At 71.5% G+C, this 17,094-nt stretch carries 16 protein-coding genes; 9 read left to right on the top strand and 7 right to left on the bottom strand.

The annotated features are described in order from the left end of the window. Window positions 1–15 precede the first annotated feature (15 nt). The 6 genes from ACFVVO_RS26900 to pssA all read left to right on the top strand — a co-directional run bounded on the left by ACFVVO_RS26900 (window position 16) and on the right by pssA (window position 6,408). Window positions 16–2,043, top strand: coding sequence for a protein meaA (locus tag ACFVVO_RS26900; RefSeq protein ID WP_390058163.1), 2,028 nt, complete (start codon window positions 16–18; stop codon window positions 2,041–2,043). Next, a complete protein-coding gene (locus tag ACFVVO_RS26905) occupies window positions 2,040–3,002 on the top strand; it encodes an HpcH/HpaI aldolase/citrate lyase family protein (protein WP_390058164.1) in 963 nt (320 codons plus the stop codon). The genes ACFVVO_RS26900 and ACFVVO_RS26905 overlap by 4 nt, the downstream gene beginning before the upstream one ends. A 5-nt stretch (window positions 3,003–3,007) precedes the next feature. Next, complete coding sequence (locus ACFVVO_RS26910; protein WP_390058165.1) at window positions 3,008–3,532, top strand: MaoC family dehydratase; 525 nt, start codon at window positions 3,008–3,010, stop codon at window positions 3,530–3,532. Window positions 3,533–3,534: 2 nt separating this feature from the next. After that, complete coding sequence (locus ACFVVO_RS26915; protein ID WP_390058166.1) at window positions 3,535–4,740, top strand: acyl-CoA dehydrogenase family protein; 1,206 nt, start codon at window positions 3,535–3,537, stop codon at window positions 4,738–4,740. 170 nt (window positions 4,741–4,910) lie between these two features. Next, a complete protein-coding gene (locus ACFVVO_RS26920; protein WP_250400346.1) occupies window positions 4,911–5,567 on the top strand; it encodes a phosphatidylserine decarboxylase in 657 nt (218 codons plus the stop codon). Window positions 5,568–5,589: 22 nt separating this feature from the next. Then, complete coding sequence (pssA, locus tag ACFVVO_RS26925) at window positions 5,590–6,408, top strand: CDP-diacylglycerol--serine O-phosphatidyltransferase (protein WP_390058282.1); 819 nt, start codon at window positions 5,590–5,592, stop codon at window positions 6,406–6,408. 307 nt (window positions 6,409–6,715) lie between these two features. Here pssA and ACFVVO_RS26930 read toward each other — a convergent pair whose 3' ends face one another. Further along, a complete protein-coding gene (locus ACFVVO_RS26930; RefSeq protein WP_390058167.1) occupies window positions 6,716–7,852 on the bottom strand; it encodes a glycerate kinase in 1,137 nt (378 codons plus the stop codon). 164 nt (window positions 7,853–8,016) lie between these two features. Here ACFVVO_RS26930 and ACFVVO_RS26935 point away from each other — a divergent pair, with 164 nt between their 5' ends. Then, complete coding sequence (locus ACFVVO_RS26935) at window positions 8,017–9,090, top strand: ADP-ribosylglycohydrolase family protein (protein WP_390058168.1); 1,074 nt, start codon at window positions 8,017–8,019, stop codon at window positions 9,088–9,090. 28 nt (window positions 9,091–9,118) lie between these two features. Then, complete coding sequence (locus ACFVVO_RS26940; RefSeq protein ID WP_390058169.1) at window positions 9,119–9,613, top strand: NUDIX domain-containing protein; 495 nt, start codon at window positions 9,119–9,121, stop codon at window positions 9,611–9,613. A gap of 4 nt (window positions 9,614–9,617) precedes the next feature. Here the strand turns inward: ACFVVO_RS26940 and ACFVVO_RS26945 are convergent, their stop codons facing one another. Further along, window positions 9,618–9,818, bottom strand: a complete 201-nt coding sequence (locus tag ACFVVO_RS26945) for a DUF2191 domain-containing protein (RefSeq protein WP_390058170.1) — start codon at window positions 9,816–9,818, stop codon at window positions 9,618–9,620. Between the two features lie 92 nt (window positions 9,819–9,910). Between ACFVVO_RS26945 and ACFVVO_RS26950 the strand changes: the two genes are divergently transcribed. Then, window positions 9,911–10,672 (top strand): NAD-dependent deacetylase, encoded by a 762-nt coding sequence (locus tag ACFVVO_RS26950; RefSeq protein ID WP_390058171.1) that lies wholly within the window; start codon window positions 9,911–9,913, stop codon window positions 10,670–10,672. On the opposite strand, the gene ACFVVO_RS26955 is transcribed toward ACFVVO_RS26950, so the two are convergent. The 5 genes from ACFVVO_RS26955 to ACFVVO_RS26975 form a co-directional block, all read right to left on the bottom strand. Next, a complete protein-coding gene (locus ACFVVO_RS26955; RefSeq protein WP_390058172.1) occupies window positions 10,669–11,151 on the bottom strand; it encodes a methylated-DNA--[protein]-cysteine S-methyltransferase in 483 nt (160 codons plus the stop codon). The two genes, ACFVVO_RS26950 and ACFVVO_RS26955, sit on opposite strands and share 4 nt — an antisense overlap. An 11-nt stretch (window positions 11,152–11,162) precedes the next feature. After that, the gene (locus ACFVVO_RS26960) at window positions 11,163–12,644 is read right to left on the bottom strand and encodes an AlkA N-terminal domain-containing protein (RefSeq protein ID WP_390058173.1); all 1,482 of its coding nucleotides are present in this window, start codon (window positions 12,642–12,644) and stop codon (window positions 11,163–11,165) included. Between the two features lie 95 nt (window positions 12,645–12,739). Beyond that, the gene (locus tag ACFVVO_RS26965) at window positions 12,740–13,615 is read right to left on the bottom strand and encodes a methylenetetrahydrofolate reductase (protein ID WP_390058174.1); all 876 of its coding nucleotides are present in this window, start codon (window positions 13,613–13,615) and stop codon (window positions 12,740–12,742) included. Window positions 13,616–13,677: 62 nt separating this feature from the next. Further along, on the bottom strand, window positions 13,678–15,165 hold the full coding sequence (locus ACFVVO_RS26970; protein ID WP_390058175.1) for an MFS transporter: 1,488 nt from the start codon (window positions 15,163–15,165) through the stop codon (window positions 13,678–13,680). Beyond that, window positions 15,158–17,071 carry a glycoside hydrolase family 15 protein gene (locus tag ACFVVO_RS26975; RefSeq protein ID WP_390058176.1) on the bottom strand — a complete coding sequence of 638 codons (1,914 nt, stop codon included), beginning with the start codon at window positions 17,069–17,071 and terminating at the stop codon, window positions 15,158–15,160. Before ACFVVO_RS26975 ends, ACFVVO_RS26970 begins: the two co-directional genes overlap by 8 nt. Window positions 17,072–17,094 lie beyond the last annotated feature (23 nt).

Genomic DNA, 17,094 nt, shown 5'->3' on the forward strand with positions numbered 1-17,094 from the left:
ACCCGGAGGTCATAGATGACTGAGCGTCAGAAGGACCGGCCGTGGCTCATGCGCACGTACGCCGGCCACTCCACGGCGGAGGCGTCCAACGAGCTGTACCGGCGCAACCTCGCCAAGGGCCAGACCGGACTGTCGGTGGCGTTCGACCTGCCGACCCAGACCGGCTACGACCCCGACCACATCCTCGCCCGCGGCGAGGTCGGCCGGGTGGGCGTGCCCGTCTCGCACCTCGGTGACATGCGCCGGCTGTTCCAGGACATCCCCCTGGAGCAGATGAACACCTCGATGACGATCAACGCCACCGCCATGTGGCTGCTGGCGCTCTACCAGGTCGTCGCCGAGGAGCAGGGCGCGGACATCACCAAGCTCCAGGGCACGACCCAGAACGACATCGTCAAGGAGTACCTGTCCCGCGGGACGCACGTCTTCCCGCCGGGGCCCTCGCTCCGCCTGACGACGGACATGATCGCGTACACGGTCTCCCACATCCCGAAGTGGAACCCGATCAACATCTGCAGCTACCACCTGCAGGAGGCCGGGGCCACGCCGGTGCAGGAGATCGCGTACGCGATGTCCACCGCGATCGCCGTGCTCGACGCCGTGCGCGACTCCGGCCAGGTGCCGCAGGAGCGCATGGGCGACGTGGTGGCCCGCATCTCCTTCTTCGTCAACGCGGGCGTCCGCTTCGTCGAGGAGATGTGCAAGATGCGGGCGTTCAACCGCATCTGGGACAAGGTGACGCGTGAGCGGTACGGCATCGAGAACCCCAAGCAGCGCCGCTTCCGCTACGGCGTCCAGGTCAACTCGCTCGGCCTGACCGAGGCGCAGCCGGAGAACAACGTCCAGCGGATCGTGCTCGAGATGCTGGCGGTCACCCTCTCCAAGGACGCCCGCGCGCGTGCCGTGCAGCTCCCCGCCTGGAACGAGGCCCTGGGCCTGCCCCGGCCGTGGGACCAGCAGTGGAGCCTGCGCATCCAGCAGGTGCTCGCCCACGAGAGCGACCTGCTGGAGTACGAGGACATCTTCGAGGGCTCGCACGTCATCGAGGCGAAGGTGAACGCCCTGGTGGAGGAGTCCCTCGCCGAGATGGACCGGATCCAGGAGATGGGCGGCGCGATGGCCGCCGTCGAGTCCGGCTACCTCAAGGCGCAGCTCGTCTCCTCGCACGCCGAGCGGCGGGCGCGGATCGAGTCCGGCCAGGAGAAGATCGTCGGCGTCAACATCTTCGAGACGACCGAGCCGAACCCGCTCACGGCCGACCTGGACACCGCGATCATGACGGTCGACCCGGCGGTCGAGGCGCGCGTCGTCGCCTCGCTGGAGAACTGGCGGGACACCCGCTACCAGCCGCCCTTCAACCACCCGCGCCCCTGCAAGGCGCTGGACCGGCTGAAGGAGGCCGCCAAGGGCACCGGCAACCTGATGGAGGCCACGCTGGAGTGCGCCCGCGCCGGGGTGACGACCGGCGAGTGGTCGGGCGCCCTGCGCGAGGTGTTCGGCGAGTTCCGGGCGCCGACCGGGGTGTCCTCCGCACCGGTGGCCGTCACCGCCGAGGCCGGCTCGGCCATGGCCGGGGTCCGCGCCAAGGTGGACGCCACCGCCCGCGAGCTGGGCGTCGGCAAACTGCGCTTCCTGGTGGGCAAGCCCGGCCTGGACGGTCACTCCAACGGCGCAGAGCAGATCGCCGTCCGCGCGCGCGACGCCGGCTTCGAGGTGGTCTACCAGGGCATCCGGCTCACCCCCGAGCAGATCGTGGACGCCGCCCTGGCCGAGGACGTCCACGCCGTGGGCCTGTCGATCCTGTCCGGCTCGCACGCGCAGCTCGTGCCGGACGTGCTGGAGCGCCTGCGTGTGGCCGGTGCCACAGATATACCGGTGATCGCAGGTGGCATCATCCCGAACGGTGACGCCGAAGAGCTCCGGGCCGCCGGTGTGGCAGCGGTGTTCACCCCGAAGGACTTCGACATCACCGGGATCATCGGCCGCATCGCCGACGAGATCCGGAAAGCGAACAAGCTCGACCCCCTGGAGGTCCCCGCATGACGACCGTCAACCGCCTTCGCCCCCGCCGCTCCTGCCTGGCGGTACCGGGAAGCAACCCGCGCTTCCTGGAGAAGGCCCAGGGCCTCCCCGCCGACCAGGTCTTCCTGGACCTGGAGGACGCGTGCGCGCCGCTCGCCAAGCCCGAGGCGCGGCACACCATCGTCAAGTTCCTCAACGAGGGCGACTGGACGGGCAAGACCCGTGTCGTGCGGGTGAACGACTGGACGACCGAGTGGACGTACCGGGACGTCGTCACGGTCGTCGAGGGCGCCGGCCCGAACCTCGACTGCATCATGCTGCCGAAGGTGCAGAGCGCCCAGCAGGTCGTGGCGCTGGACCTGCTGCTGACCCAGATCGAGAAGACGATGGGCTTCGAGGTCGGCAAGATCGGTATCGAGGCGCAGATCGAGAACGCCCAGGGCCTGAACAACGTCAACGAGATCGCGCAGGCCTCCCCGCGCGTGGAGACGATCATCTTCGGCCCGGCCGACTTCATGGCCTCCATCAACATGAAGTCCCTCGTCGTGGGCGAGCAGCCGCCCGGCTACCCGGCGGACGCCTACCACTACATCCTGATGAAGATCCTGATGGCCGCCCGCGCCAACAACCTCCAGGCGATCGACGGCCCCTACCTGCAGATCCGCAACGTGGAGGGCTACCGCGAGGTCGCCCAGCGCGCCGCCGCCCTCGGCTTCGACGGCAAGTGGGTGCTGCACCCGGGCCAGGTCGAGGCGTCCAACGAGATCTTCTCGCCCTCCCAGGACGACTACGACCACGCCGAGCTGATCCTGGACGCGTACGACTACTACACGTCCGAGGCGGGCGGCAAGAAGGGCTCCGCGATGCTCGGCGACGAGATGATCGACGAGGCCAGCCGCAAGATGGCCCTGGTCGTCTCCGGCAAGGGCCGCGCCGCCGGCATGCAGCGCACCAGCAAGTTCGAGATCCCGGAGGCCTGAGCGCGATGCAGTTCGGACGCACCTACGAGGAGTTCGAGGTCGGGGCGACGTACAAGCACTGGCCGGGCAAGACGGTCACGGAGTACGACGACCACCTGTTCTGTCTCCTCACCATGAACCACCACCCGCTCCACATGGACGTCAACTACGCCGAGAAGACGACCGACTTCGGCAAGAACGTCGTGGTGGGCAACTACATCTACTCGCTCCTGCTCGGCATGTCCGTGCCGGACGTCTCCGGCAAGGCGATCGCCAACCTGGAGATCGAGTCGCTCAAGCACGTGGCGCCGACCTTCCACGGCGACACGATCTACGGCCAGACGACCGTGCTGGACAAGTGGCCGTCGAAGTCCAAGAACGACCGCGGCATCGTCTACGTCGAGACCAAGGGCTACAAGCAGGACGGCACCCTGGTGTGCGTCTTCCGCCGCAAGGTCATGGTGCCCACCGAGACGTACATCAAGGAGCGCGGCGGCGAGCAGCCCGGCCGCCCGGAGCTGAACGCCCCTTCGGAAAAGACGGAGAAGTAGCCATGGCGCGCCTCGCCCAGACCGCCGGTCTGACCGACGTCCAGCAGGAGATCCTCTCCACCGTCCGCGACTTCGTGGACAAGGAGATCATCCCGGTCGCCACCGGGCTGGAGCACCGCGACGAGTACCCGCAAGCGATCGTGGACGGCCTGAAGGAACTCGGCCTCTTCGGTCTGATGATCCCCGAGGAGTACGGGGGCCTGGGCGAGTCGCTCCTGACGTACGCGCTGTGCGTGGAGGAGATCGCCCGCGGCTGGATGTCGGTGTCCGGCATCATCAACACCCACTTCATCGTCGCGTACATGCTCAAGCAGCACGGCACGCAGGAGCAGAAGGACCACTTCCTGCCCCGCATGGCGGCCGGCGACATCCGCGGCGCCTTCTCGATGTCGGAGCCGGGCCTCGGCTCCGATGTGTCGGCGATCACGTCGAAGGCGGTCAAGGACGGCGACGAGTACGTCCTGAACGGCCAGAAGATGTGGCTGACGAACGGCGGAACATCCTCCCTCGTCGCCGTTCTCGTCCGAAGTGACGAAGGTCACCCCGAGGGCACGGCCCCGCACAAGTCGATGACGACCTTCCTGGTCGAGAAGGAGCCCGGTTTCGGTGAGGTCCGCCCCGGCCTGACCATCCCGGGCAAGATCGACAAGATGGGCTACAAGGGCGTCGACACCACCGAGCTGATCATGGACGGCCTGCGCGTTCCGGCCGATCGGGTGCTCGGCGGCGTCACCGGCCGAGGTTTTTACCAAATGATGGACGGAGTGGAGGTCGGCCGCGTCAACGTGGCGGCCCGCGGCTGCGGCGTGGCGCAGCGCGCCTTCGAGCTGGGCGTCGGGTACGCCCAGCAGCGGCACACCTTCGGCAAGGCCATCGCCCAGCACCAGGCCATCCAGTTCAAGCTGGCCGAAATGGCTACCAAGGTCGAGGCCGCGCATGCCATGATGGTCAACGCGGCACGTAAAAAGGACTCCGGGGAACGAAACGACCTTGAGGCTGGGATGGCGAAGTACCTCGCCTCCGAGTACTGCAAGGAGGTCGTGGAGGACGCCTTCCGGATCCACGGCGGCTACGGCTTCTCCAAGGAGTACGAGATCGAGCGCCTCTACCGGGAGGCTCCGATGCTGCTGATCGGTGAGGGTACCGCCGAGATCCAGAAAATGATCATCGGGCGCAGGCTGCTCGAAGAGTATCGATTCCAGGGCTGATTGTCCGGAAACGGGGTGTTTTCTTCGAGAAGAAGATCACACCCCGTCGATACCCCTCAGCCGCCGACTCGGCTTCCTGGCTTGCCCAGTTGCGACCTGCGACCGGTACGATCCCGGGAAAGCCGCCGTCCCCCGTCAGAGCGCGGCATCATCCGCTACGAAGGTCATCCATGCCCCACAGCCAAACCTCTGCACACCGCGACAGCCTGGTAGGCGCACGCCTCGCGCGCGGAGCATCGCCGTGGCTTCTTCCGACCGTCGCCACCGCAGCCCTCAGCCTGGCCCGCGCCCGCCGCTCGGGTGCAGCCAAGGCCGTCGCCGTGCCCGCCACCGCGCTCGCGGCGGGCATGCTGTGGTTCTTCCGCGACCCCGAGCGTGAGATCGCCCCCGGCCGGGTCATCTCGCCCGCCGACGGTGTGGTGCAGAGCATCATGCCCTGGAAGGACGGCCGCACCCGCGTCGCGATCTTCATGAGCCCGCTCAACGTGCACGTGAACCGCGCGCCGCTCGCCGGCACCGTGACGTCGGTCGAGCACATCCCCGGCGGCTTCGTTCCCGCGTTCAACAAGGAGAGCGAGAACAACGAGCGCGTAGTCTGGCATTTCGACACCGAACTCGGCGACATCGAGATGATCCAGATCGCCGGCGCGGTGGCCCGCCGCATCGTGCCGTACATCCCCGAGGGCACGAAGGTCGAGCAGGGCGACCGCATCGGTCTGATCCGCTTCGGCTCGCGTGTCGACCTCTACCTGCCCGAGGGCGTGGAGGTCGCGGTCGAGGTCGGACAGAAGACCGTGGCTGGGGTGACTCGCATTGACCGTGATTGATCCGGAGACCCAGGCGGGCTGGGTGCCCGAGGCCGACGACGCGGGCGACGAGGAGGAGATGCCTCTTTCTCTCCGCCTGTCGATAGCGGACACCCTCACGCTGGGCAACGCCACGTGCGGGTTCATGGCGGTGTACTTCACCACCACCGGCATCCTGATCCCGCACCTCACCGGCAGCCAGGAGTCCGGCATGGCCCGCCACAGCGCGGCCACGGCGGTCATCCTGATGCTCTGCGCGGCGGTCTTCGACCTGTTCGACGGCCTGGTCGCGCGGAAGCTGCGCTCGTCCCCGATGGGCGCGGAGCTGGACAACCTCTCGGACCTGATCAGCTTCGGCCTGGCGCCCGCGTACTTCGTCCTCGTCTACGGCATGGTCGCGGACGACGCGCACCAGAGAGTGGCGGCGCTGGGGGCGATCGTGGTGCTCCTCGCGGTGGTGCTCAGGCTGGCGCGGTTCAGTTGCGTGACGGTGAAGGACGGCGTGTTCCAGGGCATGCCCTCGCCGTTCGGCGCGCTGACGGTCGTCTCGATCGTCCTGCTGGAGCTGCCCTTCGTGGCCACCCTGCTGGCGATCCTGGGCACCGCGTGGCTGATGGTGAGCCGCGTCGAGTACCCGAAGCCGCGCGGCCGCCTCGCCGGGGCGATGCTCTGCTGGATCGTCCTGTCGATGGGTCTCCTGGCCGCCTGGGCCTTCGACGCCCCGAGCGGACAGCTGCTCCTGCAGACCGGCTGCGCGCTGCAGCTCGTCATGGGCGCGGTGATCCCGCTGTTCGCCACGGCCCGCCGGGTGAACAACTTCCGCGACAACCGCCGCGAGTCGCGGGCGGCCCAGCTGCCCTAGCGTCCTAGTCGGTACCGACGGGTGTGGCCCGAGTCCTTACGACTCGGGCCACACCCGTTTCGGCTTCAAGGGAGGAAGCGGTTCACCCGTTGGCCCGTCAAGTGCCGGACCTCCACGCGGCCGTCGCGGGGCCGCGGAAGCTGATGTTCCTCCTGGCCGGCCCGGGACACTCCCTGGTCTGGGAGCGCACCTCGAGGACCATCCACCACATGTCGAAGCAGTGGTGCGAGAACCGCAAGTGGAGGGCCTCACCAACGGCGGCTGGTTCCGGGACTTCGACGGTGGGCTGACCCCCTGCGGTGACGGGTCAGTCCAGCAGGTCCCGCGCGATCCGCTCCGCGACCCGCTCCAGGATCGGCCCCGCGTCCGCGATGCACTTCGCGACGTCCGGCTCGACGGACGTCAGCGGGTACGCCCGGCCGATCCCGGCCCGCCGCAGCGCCTCCTCGGGCAGGGCGAGCCGCCCGCACACCGCGACGACCTCCTTCCCGGCCGCGCGGGCCGCGGCGGCGACTCCCGCCGGAGCCTTGCCGTGCAGGGTCTGCTCGTCCAGCGAACCCTCACCGGTGATCACCAGCGAGGCGCGCTCCAGCGCCGGGGCGAAGCCCAGCACGTCCAGCATGACCTCGATACCGGGGCGGAACCGGGCGCCCAGCAGGAGGGCGCCGTAGCCGATGCCGCCGGCCGCCCCCGCGCCCGGCGCCGCCGCGTGGTCGGCCGCACGCGGGCCCACGGCCGTCTCCAGTACCTCGGCGAAGTGGGCGAGCGCCGCGTCCAGGGCCGCCACGTCGTCCGGGGTGGCGCCCTTCTGCGGGCCGTACACCGCGGGCGCGCCCTTCGGGCCGGTCAGCGGGTTGTCGACGTCGCTGGCGAGGACCAGTTCCACCGAGTTCAGGCGTGGGTCGAGGCCGGACAGGTCGGCCCGCGCCAGCGCGACGAGGCCGCCGCCGCCCGGCGGCACCGGCTCCCCGTCGGCGTCCAGGAACCGCGCGCCCAGCGCCGACAGCATCCCGGCGCCGCCGTCCGTCGTGGCGCTGCCGCCGACGCCGAACACGATCGTCCGCGCGCCCGCGTCCAGCGCTGCGCGCAACAGTTCCCCGGAGCCGTACGTCGAGGCGGTCAGCGGCGCGAACACCCCGGCCGGCAGCCGCTGCAGCCCGCTCGCCTCGGCCATCTCCACGACGGCGGTGCCGCCGCGCAGCGCGTACGCGGCCGTGATCTCCTGCCCGAGCGGCCCGGCCACCCGGACCTCCCGGCGTTCGAAGCCGGCCGCGACGGCCGCGTCCACCGTGCCGTCGCCGCCGTCGGCCACCGGCAGCGCCTCGACCTCGAGACCGGGCACGACCCGGCGCAGCCCGGCCGTGACCCGCTCGGCGACCCGCACGGCCGTCAGCGAGCCCTTGAACTTGTCCGCGGCGATGAGCACCCGACGGGTCCCGTTCACTGCAGCGTCCGCCACCTTGCATTCCCCTTGCTCTCCGGGCCCCGCGCACGTCGGGGCCAGTCGCGCCGCTGTGACCTTAACCGCAGGACGTCCGCGCCGCCATGCCCTGCCGAACCGTGGGAAACGGCTGGGAGGCGGCCGGGGAAAGCGGGTAGGCACCAGCCATGAGTGACCTCGACAACGGGCCGGACCTCGCCGACCGCGTCCACGGCGGCTGGCTCGGCCGGATCGCGGGCAACATGCTCGGCAAGCCGGTCGAACAGGGCGAGGTGTGGACGCGCGAGCGCATCGACGGCTATCTGCGCCGGGCGGCCGCGCTGCCGCTCACCGACTACCTGCCCGAGCCCGCCGACCCGGCCGACGCCGCCGTGCTGCGACCCGAGTGGCGCCAGTGCGTGCGCGGCCGCGTCCACGGAAGCTGCCGGGACGACGACGTCGACTACGCGATCCTCGGCCTGCACCTGCTGGAGACCCACGGTTTCGGCTTCAGCACCGAGCAGGTCGGCGACCTGTGGCTGCTGGGGCTGCCGTACCTGCAGACCTTCACCGCGGAACGGGCCGCGTACCGCAACCTCGCGAACGGTCTGAAGCCGCCGCTGACGGCGACGTACGACAACCCGTACCAGGAGTGGATCGGCGCCCTGATCCGGGCCGACGTGCACGGTTGGACCTGCCCGGGCGACCCGCGCCGCGCGGCCTCGCTGGCCCGCCGGGACGCGGTGCTGTCGCACACCGGCAACGGCGTCTACGGGGCGATGTGGGCGGCCGCGCTGATCTCGGCGGCGTTCACCGCGCCGGGCGTGCGGGACGCGCTGGAGAGCGCGCTGGCCGTGATCCCGGCGAGCAGCAGGCTGGCCCGTACCGTGCGCCGGGTGATGTCCCTGCACGAGACCCGCCTGTCCTGGGAGGAGACCCTGGGCACGGTGTCCGAGGAGACCGCCGGGCTCGGCTGGATCCACACCGTCCCCAACGCGGCCGTTCTGACCGCCGGGCTGCTGTACGGCGACGGCGACTTCACCCGGACCGTCGCCCTCACCGTCCGCGGCGGCCTGGACACCGACTCCAACGGCGCGACGGCCGGTTCGGTGGCCGGGGTGATGACCGGCGCGGCCGCGATCCCGGCCCAGTGGACCGAGCCGCTCCAGGACACGGTGCGCAGCGCGGTGTTCGGCTTCGACGGGGTACGGATCAGTGCGCTGGCGGAACGCACCGTGCGCCTGGCGACAACCGGGCCTTAGCCGCCCGGTATCTGGTTACCCTTCCTGGATGACCAGCACAGACACCTTCGCCGCGTACATCGCGAGCCTGCCCCGAGTCCTCGCCGCCGCCGCCGCGCTCTTCCGGGACCCCGAGGGGCGGGTGCTGCTCGTCGAGCCCAACTACCGCGAGGGGTGGGCCCTTCCGGGCGGGACCGTCGAGTCCGACGACGGGGAGACCCCGCGCCAGGGTGCCCGCCGCGAGACGCTCGAGGAGATCGGCCTGGACCGGGAACTCGGCCGGCTGCTGACGGTGGACTGGGTGCACGGCACGGGACGACCGCCGCTGGTGGCGTACCTGTACGACGGCGGAGTCCTCACCGCGGCCGAGTTCGACGCCATCCGGCTGCAGGAGGAGGAACTGCTGTCCTGGCGCCTGGTGCCCCGCGAGGAGCTCCCCGGTCACCTGCCCGGTGCCCTCGGCCACCGGGTGCTGGCCGCGCTGGACGTCCTGGCGGAGGGCACCGGCACGGCGGAGCTGGAGAACGGCCACCGGGTGGCCTGAGGGTTCAGCCGTCCGGGTCCCGGGGCCTGGCGTCCACGTCGCGCAGCGCGTCCTCGCGCTCGGTGACGCGCGCCTCGGTGCGGTGCCCGCGCTCGATGTAGTCGCGGACCACGAGTTCCACGGCGTCCTGCGGGTTGCCGACCCCCGCGAGCACCATGACCTCGACGACGAGCTGGGCGTCGAGCGAGACAGTCACCTTGGCCATGCCGGGACGCTAACAGCCGGCGCCCGTCGCCGGGACCGTACCCGTCGAAATCCGTTCGCGGTGTCCTCGATCACCGTCCTAACCTCGGGTACATGACCAAGCCCCTCGTCGCCCTGCTGAGCGGGGCCGGCATCTCCACCGACTCCGGCATCCCCGACTACCGCGGCCCCAACGGGCTGTGGCGGCGGGACCCGGAGGCCGAGAAGCTCGTGACGTACGAGTACTACATGGGCGATCCGGAGATCCGGCGGCGGTCGTGGCTGATGCGGCGCGGGAACGACGCGCGCGACGCCGAGCCGAACGCCGCGCACCGGGCCGTGGCCGGGCTGGAGCGCTCCGGGGTGCCGGTCAGGGTCATCACCCAGAACGTGGACGGGCTGCACCAGCTCGCCGGACTGCCCGCCCGCAAGGTGCTGGAGCTGCACGGCACCGCACGGAGTGTGGTGTGCACCCGGTGCCATGCCCGGGGGCCGATGGAGGACGCCCTCGCCCGCGTCGAGGCCGGTGAGGACGACCCGCCGTGCCTGGAGTGCGGCGGCATCCTCAAGCCGGCGACCGTGATGTTCGGCGAACGGCTCGACCCGGTCGTCCTCGGCGAGGCGGTCGCCATCACCAAGGCCTGCCAGATCTTCATCGCCGTCGGCACCAGTCTCCAGGTCCAGCCCGCGGCCGGCCTCGCGGGCGTCGCCGCCGACCACGGGGCGCGGCTGATCATCGTCAACGCCGAGCCGACACCGTACGACGACCTGGCCGACGAGGTCGTCCGCGAGCCGATCGGCACGGCGCTGCCGACGCTGCTGGGCCGGCTGGACGCGCCGGAGCAGGGGCGGGAACGGTCCCGCGACAGGCGCTAGAACAGGGCCGTTCCCCGTTCGAAGTCGAGCAGGCGGCGCTTGCGGTCGAGGCCGCCGCCGTAGCCGGTGAGGGCGCCCGCGGCGCCGATGACCCGGTGGCAGGGCACGATGATGCCGATCGGGTTCCTGCCGTTGGCCAGGCCGACCGCACGCGACGCCCTGGGGTTGCCCAGCTCGGTGGCGAGTTCGCCGTAGGAGCGGGTCTCGCCGTAGGGGATGCGGGTCAGCCGGTCCCAGACGCCGCGCTGGAACGGGGTCCCGGACAGGCGGAGTTCGAGGGTGAACTCCGCCAGCTCGCCGGCGAAGTAGGCGCGGAGCTGTTCCCCGGCCTCGGCGAAGGGGGTGTCGTCGGGGTCGCCGAAGGTCTCCTGCGGTGGGCGGTGGCGCTGGCCGGCCATGTAGAGGCCGCACAGGACGCCGTCCTCGGCGACGAGGGTGAGGGGCCCGTAGGGGCTGTCGATGACGGTGTGCTTCTTCATGGTGAAGGTCCTCAGGCGGGCAGGAAGTTGATGGGGTGGCCGTCCGTCGCCCACAGGTACTGGACCGCGTAGGCCCGCCAGGGGCGCCAGGACTCGGCGCGGGCGGTGAGCGCGGCCGGGGTGGCGGGCAGGCCCAGTTCCCGGGCGGCGCGCCGGATCCCGAGGTCGGTGGAGAGGAAGGCGTCGGGGTCGCCGAGGGCCCGCATGGCGATGACGTCGGCCGTCCACGGGCCGAAGCCGGGCAGGCCGAGCAGGCGGGCCCGGGCCTCGGCCCAGTCGGACTCGACGCCCAGGTGCAGGGTGCCGTCGGCCAGTTGGCGTACCAGGGTGGTGAGGGTGGTGCGGCGGGTGCGGGGCATGGCCAGGGTCTCGGGGTCCACGGCGGCCAGCGCCTCGGGGGACGGGAAGAGATGCGTGAGGCCGCCCTCGGGGTCGTCCAGGGGCTTGCCGTGCGCGGTGACCAGGCGGGCCGCGTGGGTGCGTGCCGCGGCCGTGGAGACCTGCTGCCCGAGCACGGCGCGGACGGCGAACTCGGCCTCGTCGACGGTGCGCGGCACCCGGCGGCCGGGCGCCCGGTCCACCAGCGGCGCGAGCAGCGGATCGGCGCGCAGCCGCTCGTCGACGGCGACGGGGTCGGCGTCCAGGTCGAGCATGCGCCGGCAGCGGCAGATGGCCACGGTCAGATCGCGCGGGTCGCCGAGGGTGAGACGGCAGGCGATGTGGTCGGGGCGCGGGGTGAGGGCGACGATGCCGTGTCCGTACGGCAGCCGCAGCGTGCGCCGGTAGGCACCGTCCCGCCACTCCTCCACGCCCGGTACGGCGGTGGCGGCGAGGTGGCCGAAGAGGTTGTCCGGGTTGAGCGGGGCACGGAACGGCAGCCGCAGCGCGAGGGTGCCGGGGGTGCTCGCCGCGCGGTTTCCCGGCACCCGGGCGCGCAGCTCGCTCGGGGAGAGCGCGAAGACCTCGCGGACGGTGTCGTTGAAGGTACGGATGGAGGAGAAGCCGGCCGCGAAGGCGATCTCCGCCATGGGCAGCGGGGTCGTCTCGACGAGCAGCCGGGCGGTCTGCGCCCGCTGGGCCCGGGCCAGCGCGAGGGGTCCGGCGCCCAGCTCGGCGAGCAGCTGACGCTCGACCTGCCGTGCGCTGTAGCCGAGCCGGGCGGCCAGCCCGGGTACGCCCTCGCGGTCCACGACCCCGTCGGCGATCAGCCGCATCGCCCGGGCCACCAGGTCGGCGCGCAGGTTCCACTCCGGGGAGCCGGGGCTGGTGTCGGGGCGGCAGCGCTTGCAGGCCCGGAACCCCGCCTGCTGGCAGGCCGCCGCGCTCGGCAGGAACGTCATGTTCTCCGCCTTGGGCGGGACGGCCGGGCAGCTCGGCCGGCAGTAGATGCGGGTGGTCAGGACGGCCGTGAAGAACCATCCGTCGAACCGCGCGTCCTTGGACCGCACGGCGCGTACGCAGCGCTCCCGGTCGAGGTGCATCCCTGTCTGCATGCCTCAAGGATCGGGCACCGCGGGGGCCGCTCGCTGGCGGGAATCCGACACGTACGTCGCGGTGCCAGGTGGCCGCCGAATCGCCCCGCGGGTGGTCAGCCCGTCCGCTCCCCGTGCCGGAACCGGGCTATCCACTCGGACGTGGCCCGCAGCCCGCCGAAGGTGTAGAAGTGCACCTTCACCCTGCCGTGCCGGGCGGGGTCGAGGTGCCGGGCGAGGGCGTGCAGGAATCGGTCGGGGCCGGCCGTACCCATGAGGTTGGTCAGCGAGAAGCCGTACTTGCGGGCAACGGAGGCGCTGGTGGCGACACCGAAGCGGGTGGCGTAGGTCATCAGCCGGCGCACCCCGGCGGGGCCGGGTACGCCGATACGGACCGGCAGGGCGACGCCACGGGCGCGGACGGTCTCCAGCCAGCCGAGCACCGGGTCGACGTCGAAGCCGAACTGGGTGATGACGTCGCCGGTGAGCCGTTCGGTGTCGAGGGCCGCCGACTTGTCGGTGAGCGCCGACCACAGCGTGCGGTCGGTGATCGCGGGGTGGCCCTCCGGGTAGCCGCTGATGCCGATGTGGCGGACGCCGTGCCGCTGCAGCAGCCCGGTGCGGATGACGGAGAGGGCGTCCGGGTACGGGCCCTCGGGGCGGGCGGGGTCGCCGCCGACCACGAACACGTTCTCGGCGGTGCCGTCCGCGGCCAGGCCGGCCAGGAACTCCTCCAGGTGGGCCCGGGAGGGCAGGCGGCGGGCGGAGATGTGCGGCACCGGGACGAAGCCGAGCCGCTTGACCGCACGGGCCGCGGCCAGCCGCGTGGCGAGGTCTTCGCCCGCCAGGAAGGTCACGTTGATCCGCGTGCCCGGCGGGATGCTGTGGCGCGCCTCCTCCAGCTTCGGCACGTCCTTGCCGGTCATCTCCAGCGAGAAGTCGTCCAGCAGCGAGGTGCCCACCGCGGGCGGGGCGGTGAGAGCGGGGTTCATCGTGCTCCTCGTGCGGCTCCTGCCACCGCTTTCGGCGTCGGTCCTGACCGGCGCCGATGATGTCACGCGCGGTGCGGGCGGCGTGGGGCAGGGGGGCGCCCGGGGTCCGGGACCGGCGGTTCCGCCTCGGTTCCCGGCGCGGTGCCGGCCGTCGCGTCCCCGGCCGCCGTACGGCCCGGCGCGCGGGGCAGACGGGCCGCCGCGGCGAGGCCGGCGAGGCCGATCACGCCGAGGGTGATCATCGCGGCGGCGTAGGCGCCCGTGGTGAGCCCGGCGACGAGGATGGTGCCGGCGATGGCGGTGCCGAAGGACGAACCGAGGTTGGACACGCTGCGGGACAGGCCGGAGATCTCACCCTGCTGCTCCTCCGGGAAGCTCGACTGGACGACGTTCACCGACGGGGTCAGCATCACGCCGAGTCCCAGCCCGATGAGCAGCAGCCCGGGCACGAAGGCCCAGGCGGTGGAGAAGGTCGCGACCAGGGCGACCAGGACGGCCACGCCCGCGACGGAGAGCGCGAAGCCGGCCATGATCAGGGTCCGCTGGGGCCGCCGCGCGGCCAGCCGCTCGGCGGACAGCGAGGTCAGCAGCAGCCCCAGCGTGGCCGCCGTGAAGATCACTCCGGTCTGGACGGCGTCGTAGCCGCGGACCACCTGGAGGTAGGCGGCCACCGTGAAGGACGTGCCCATGAGTAGCAGCCACTGGACGTTCTGCGTGATGAGCCCGAGGTTGGAGGTGCGGTTGCGGAACAGGCTCAGCGAGAGCAGGGGCTCGCGCCCGGCCCGTTCCTTCGCGCGCGTGGAACGGAAGAACCAGGCGAGGACGAGGACGCCGAGGACGATCAGGGCGATCATCAGCCGTACGTCGTTGTCCGCCGCCAGGATGCCCATGACGATCAGTACCAGGCCGGCGGCCGACAGGACCGCTCCCCCGGTGTCGAAGGCGCGGTCCGGGTCCGGGGGCAGGGGGTCCTCGATACCGCGGCTCAGCCCCACGATCAGTGCGATGACCAGCGCCTGGAACACGAAGGCCGCGCGCCAGCTGATGCCGGTCGTGATGAGTCCGCCGATCAGCGGTCCCGCCGCCGCGCCGACGCCGCCCAGCGCCATGATCACCCCGAAGGCCCGGGCGCGGGAGGTGACGTCGGGATACAGCAGCGTGGTGAGGATGTAGACCGGCGGGATCAGCAGGGCGGTGCCGACGCCCTCGAGGATCGAGTTGCCGAGGATGAGGACACCGAGCCCGGGTGCCACCGCGCACAGCAGCGCGCCCACGGCGTAGACGACGAGACCGGCGAGGAAGCACCGCTTGCGGCCGTAGCGGTCGGTGATCTTGCCGCCGGGGATCATCAGCGCGGCCATGACCAGCAGGAAGAGGGTGATGGAGACCTGTACCCCCTGGACCGTGGTGTCCAGGTCCTTGCTGATGTCGTTGATCATCACGTTCATGTTGGAGCCGGCGAAGCTGCAGATGAACTGGGCGAGGGCCAGCGCGGCGAGGACCCGCCGCTCCCCCGGCGGGACCTTGGCCGGCACCGCCTGGTCAGTCACCCTCGGTGCCTCCGTCCGGGACTTCGGGCGGCACCTTGAAGCCGTGGACACCGGGGTGCCGGGTTCCGCCGTCGCTCGGCATCGTGCTCGCCCGGTTCAGCTCCTCGTCGAGCGCCATGGCGGCGGTGACGAGCGAGAGGTGGGTGAACGCCTGCGGGAAGTTGCCGAGTTGCTCGCCCGAGGGGCCGATCTCCTCGGCGAACAGGCCGACATGGTTGGCGTAGGTGAGCATCTTGTCGAAGGCGTGCCGGGCCTGCAGAAGCCGGCCGGAGCGGGCGAGCGCCTCGACGTAGAGGAAGCTGCAGAGGTTGAACGTGCCCTCGGAGCCGCGCAGTCCGTCGGGGGACGCGGCGGGGTCGTACCGGTAGACCAGGCTGTCGCTGACCAGTTCCTCGTCCATGGCGTCGAGGGTGCTGATCCAGTCCGGGTCGTGCGGGGAGAGGAAACCGACCCGGGGCATCAGCAGCAGCGAGGCGTCCAGCACGTCGGTGTCGTAGTGCTGCACGAAGGCCTTCCGCTTGTCGTGCCAGCCGCGCTCGGTGATCTGCTCGAAGATGGCGTCCCGGGCGGCCGTCCAGCGCTCGATGTCGGCCGGGCGGGAGAACTCGGTGGCCGCGCGGATGCCCCGGTCGAACGCCACCCAGGCCATCAGCCGGCTGTAGGTGAAGTCCTGCCGGCCCCCGCGGGTCTCCCAGATGCCCTCGTCGGGCCGGTCCCAGTTGTCCGCCAGCCAGTTCAGCACGCCGCTCAGTGCCTTCCAGCCCCGTATCGCGCCGACGTCCCGGCCGACCACGAAGGCGTCGGAGGCCTCCCCGTAGATGTCGAGCTGGAGCTGGTCGGCGGCCGCGTTGCCCGCCCGTACCGGCCGTGATCCCAGGTAGCCCTCCAGGTGGTCGAGGATCTCCTCGGTCAGATGGGGGTCGCCGTCCACCCGGTACATGATCTGGAGGGGGTCGCCCGAGGCGGTGCCCCCGGCCTCGATGCGATCGCGCAGCCAGCGGCGGAAGGCGTACGCCTCCTCCACGAAGCCCAGGTCGATCAGGGTCCCTACGGACAGGGAGGCGTCCCGGATCCAGGTGTAGCGGTAGTCCCAGTTGCGCTCGCCGCCCGCCTGCTCGGGCAGCCCCATGGTGACCGCGGCGACGGGTGCCCCCGTCGGCGCGTACGTGAGCAGCTTGAGGGTGATCGCCGAGCGGTTCACCACCTCCTGCCAGCGACCGCGGTAGGTGCAGGACCGCAGCCAGGACAGCCAGAACTCGCGGCACTGCTCCAGGTCCTCGGCGACGCTGTTCAGGGACGGCACCTGAGGGGCCGGGGCTCCACCGTCCGTGGTGGTCAGCACGACGGCGGCGACCTGCCCCGCGGAGAGGGTGAAGCGGGCGGTGACGTCGTCGCCGTCGGCCCGCAGCGTGATGCCGCCGGTGGTCTGGACATGCAGGTCCGTGCCCGGGCCCCGCAGGACGGCCGCGTGGCCGTCCGCGAGGGCGAGGGAGTGCCGGGCGCGCCCGTAGTCGAAGCGCGGCCGGCAGGTGAGGACGAAGGGCAGGCTGCCCCGTACGACCCGGGCGATCCTGATCAGACGGTGCCGGTCGGTGGGCTCCGGCGAGTCGACGGGGACCATGAAGTCGGCGACCTCGCCGACACCGCCGGGCCCCATGAACCGGGTGACCAGGATCGCCGTGTCGGACAGGTACAGCTGGCGCACCGACATCCCGTCGCCGTCCGGATGCTCCGCCGCCAGCCGGCAGTGACCGCCGCGCTCGCTGTCCAGCAGCGAGGCGAAGACGCTGGGCGAGTCGAAGCGGGGGGTGCACCACCAGTCGACGGTTCCGCCGGACGACACCAGGGCCGCCGTCTGGAGGTCACCCACCATTCCGTGCTCCGCGATGGGCGGATACCTGTCCATGCGTCCTCCTCGCAGACCGGTGG

The organism is Streptomyces sp. NPDC058145 (genome assembly GCF_042884245.1).
Lineage (GTDB): Bacteria > Actinomycetota > Actinomycetes > Streptomycetales > Streptomycetaceae > Streptomyces.